Source organism: Leucobacter sp. M11 (assembly GCF_035726885.1).
In the GTDB taxonomy this organism is placed as follows: domain Bacteria; phylum Actinomycetota; class Actinomycetes; order Actinomycetales; family Microbacteriaceae; genus JAPFRB01.
The window spans coordinates 439,373-442,505 of the sequence record NZ_JAPFRB010000004.1; the positions used below are offsets into that span (position 1 = coordinate 439,373).

At 73.9% G+C, this 3,133-nt stretch carries 4 protein-coding genes; 2 read left to right on the top strand and 2 right to left on the bottom strand.

Going from position 1 to position 3,133, the window contains the following annotated elements:
- Nucleotides 1–924: dGTP triphosphohydrolase (gene dgt / locus OOT08_RS14170; protein ID WP_325093435.1), on the bottom strand; the 924-nt coding region annotated here is incomplete at its 3' end.
- A 133-nt stretch (nucleotides 925–1,057) separates the two neighbouring features.
- On the opposite strand from dgt, the gene OOT08_RS14175 reads away from it, so the two are divergent.
- On the top strand, nucleotides 1,058–1,834 hold the full coding sequence (locus OOT08_RS14175) for a DUF4241 domain-containing protein (protein WP_325093436.1): 777 nt from the start codon (nucleotides 1,058–1,060) through the stop codon (nucleotides 1,832–1,834).
- On the top strand, nucleotides 1,831–2,436 hold the full coding sequence (locus tag OOT08_RS14180) for a GNAT family N-acetyltransferase (protein WP_325093437.1): 606 nt from the start codon (nucleotides 1,831–1,833) through the stop codon (nucleotides 2,434–2,436). Before OOT08_RS14175 ends, OOT08_RS14180 begins: the two co-directional genes overlap by 4 nt.
- 31 nt (nucleotides 2,437–2,467) lie before the next feature.
- Here the strand turns inward: OOT08_RS14180 and rmuC are convergent.
- Nucleotides 2,468–3,133 (bottom strand): DNA recombination protein RmuC (gene rmuC / locus OOT08_RS14185; RefSeq protein ID WP_325093438.1); only part of this gene is annotated, 666 nt, incomplete at its 5' end.

The window sequence follows — 3,133 nt, forward strand, 5'->3', positions numbered from 1 at the left end:
GGCGCGCGCGAGCTCCGCCGCGCCCCGGAGCCAGCTGCGCAGCTCCGAGGACACCGCGACCTGCTGGAGCACCCCGGTCCGGTAGAAGTCATCCAGATCGTGCACCGAGTAGGCGATGTCGTCCGCGATATCCATCGCCGAGCACTCGAGCGTCTGCTGCCACGGGCCCAGCGCGGGATACGCGCGCCGCACCTCGGCCATCTCGATGGCGTGCAGGGCGTAGGCCGAGAACTTCGCCGCGCCGTCCTGCGGCTCGTCCCCGATGCCCCGGGGGCGCTCCGCGGGCACCGGCTCCGCGCCGCCCTCGTGTTCCTCGCGCCAGGCGAACCGGGTCCAGGGGTACTTCAGCACCGCCGCGCGGGTCGCCTTCGTCAGGTTCAGCCCGGTCTCCGCGTGCTCATTCGCGTCGAGCGCGGTCAGGATCCGGAATGTCTGCGCGTTGCCCTCGAAGCCCTCGGGCAGGTCCAGCCGGGTGCGCGCCAGGCGGTCCAGGGTGTGCTCCCCGAGGTGCCCGAACGGCGGGTGCCCCAGGTCGTGCGCGCTCGCCGCTGCCTGGACCACGACGGGCTCGATGCCGCCGAGCGCGCGGATCAGCTCGCCCCGCTCGCCCGGGTCGTTTGCGAGGGTGACGGCGATCTCGCGCGCGACCGCCGTGACCTTGATCGAGTGCGTGAGCCGGTTGTGCAGGACGGGGCCGACGCTGCCCTGCGGCACGACCTGGGTCACCGCGGAGAGGCGAGAGAAGTAGGACGAGAAGCGAATCCGTTCGAGATCGAGCCGGTACTCGTAGCTCGGATAGGGGGAGGGGCCGTCCGGGCGCGGCTCGGGCAGTCCCCGGTCCGTGAGCGGTCGCCGCTCCGGAGGCTCCAGCAGGTCGGGCAGGATGATCTTCCCCGTCAGGGCATCGGGATCGACGTGGCTCATGGCCCCAGTCAAACACAGCCACCATCCGGCGGGAAGCGTCGTGGCCGCCAGGCGCGCCGCCGACCGCGGTTGAAGCCGCGTGCCGACACGGATTGCCCAGGCCCGCGGACGCCGACCGGGTTAGGCTACAGGGGTGAACTCAGACGCCTTCTTCGCCCTCCGCACGGGACCTGCGGTCCAGCCCGACGGCGCGCCCGCCGCCCTGACCGTGCACGACCTCGGGGTGCTCCGCGTGCCCTCCGGCAGGCTCGGCGTCACCGATCCCTTTGTCTTCCTCGATGACGCGCTCATCGTGCCGATCCCGGCGGGCGATTACCCGGTGTTCCTCACCGTCGCCGATGTCTCGGCCGAGCAGGACGGCTCGCACCCGCGCGAGGCCTACCTGAGCCTCGTGCTGTCGGACGCGCCAACGGCCTCCGTGGCCGCGGCGGCCGTCGAGCCCGATCCGGAGGAGAGCCCCGAGGAGCACGCCGAGGAGGGCGGCTTCTACGCGGTGCCCGTGGACGCGGGCACGATCGGCTTCGTGGACGCCTCTGCCGTGGCCGGGGCCATGCCCGCCGATCCGAACGCCTGGTACGACTCGGTGTTCAACCCCGAGGACGGCGGCGGCTGGATCGCCACCCTGACGAGCGACACCCCGCACCCCGAGGGCACCGCGAACATCGTGATGCCCCTGGCCGCCGCGGGCGAAAACGTGATCCTGAGCGCCGCCGGCTGGGGCGACGGGGCCTACCCCGTGCTCGAAAGCCGCGACGCGGACGGCGCGCTCACCGGGATCCACGTGGACCTGCTCGTGGTGGGCACGCTCTTCGCGGGGGAGGCCGCGGGCCGCATCGACGCCGAGCACGGCGCGGACCTGATCGACCCGGAGCCTGCGGGCCCGGACTCGGCCAACAGCGACGAGCGGTGATCCCGGGTACCGAGCACCGGAGCGAGCGCCTGCGCCTGACGCCGCTGGGCGAGGCCGACCTCGCCGAGGTGCACGCGATCTTCGCCGACCCGGGAACCTGGGCGCACCTGCCCGAGGGACGGCACCGCTCCCCGGAGCAGACCCGGGAACTGCTGCGCCAGGCCGAGCAGAGCTGGCAGCGCTTCGGGGCAGGGCAGTGGGCGCTCCGGCTCCGGGAGGATCTCTCGGCGGGGCTGCCCGCGGGCGCGCTCATCGGCGTCGGCGGGGTCACCGCGGTCGGCCCGCAGCTCTGGAACCTGGGCTATCGGCTGACCCCGGAGGCCTGGGGCCGCGGCTTCGCCACCGAGGTCGCCCGCGTCGCGCTCCGCGCGGCCCGGGAGGCCCGCCCCGAGTGGCCCGTGACGGCCCGGGTACTGAGCAACAACCCGGCCTCGGAGGCGGTGCTCGCGCGGGTCGGACTGTCCCGCGTGTGGGCGGGGCAGCCGTCCCCGGCGGGCGCACGCGCGGATGCGTCGCACGATGAGCTTGGGGTCCGTCGGCACGCCCTCGCGGACCGAGCGGTGCCCGCTGCCGGGCTCGCCTGGCTCATCGAACACGCCTAGCGAGCGCGCCGCAACGCCCCGGGGAGCCGCGTCAGCGTGGCCCGTCCGGCCCGGCGGGCTCATCGGCGGTCGCGGCCTCCTCGGCACGCGAGCCGAGGACGCTCAGATCGAGCGGGGTATCGGGGAGCGCCCGGCGCGCGGCGGCCGAGAGTCCCGCGGTGCTGGCCAGCGGGAGCGACTCGTCGTGCCGCAGCTCGGGGGCGGTGAGCGGGCGCACCGCGGTGTCCACCTCCTCGGGTCCGGCGAGGATCTTGCCCTCGTTGAGCGCTCCGATCTTGCGCGCCGTGGGAAGCACCTGCCGTTCGAAGGAACCCACGAAGGCGTTGTAGTCCTGCACGCCGCGCGAGAGGGTGCGGCCGAGCTTGTCGAGATGCCCGGCGGTGCGGCCGAGCCGGGTGTGCAGCTCGCGGCTGAGATCGAAGAGCGTTTTCGCCTCCTCGGTGAGGGTGTCCTGCCGCCAGGTGTGCGCGACGGACTTGAGGATGGCCCAGAGACTCACGGGGGAGGCGAGCGCCACGCGCTGCTCGAAGGCGTACTCCAGCAGGCTCGGGTCGGCCTCGAGGGCGCTCGCGAGCAGCGACTCGCTCGGGATGAAGGCGATCACGAGCTCGGGCGACTCGGGCAGGGCGCTCCAGTACTCCCGGCCGCCGAGCGCGGTCACGTGCTCGCGGACCGCCCGGGTGTGCTTGGCGAGCAG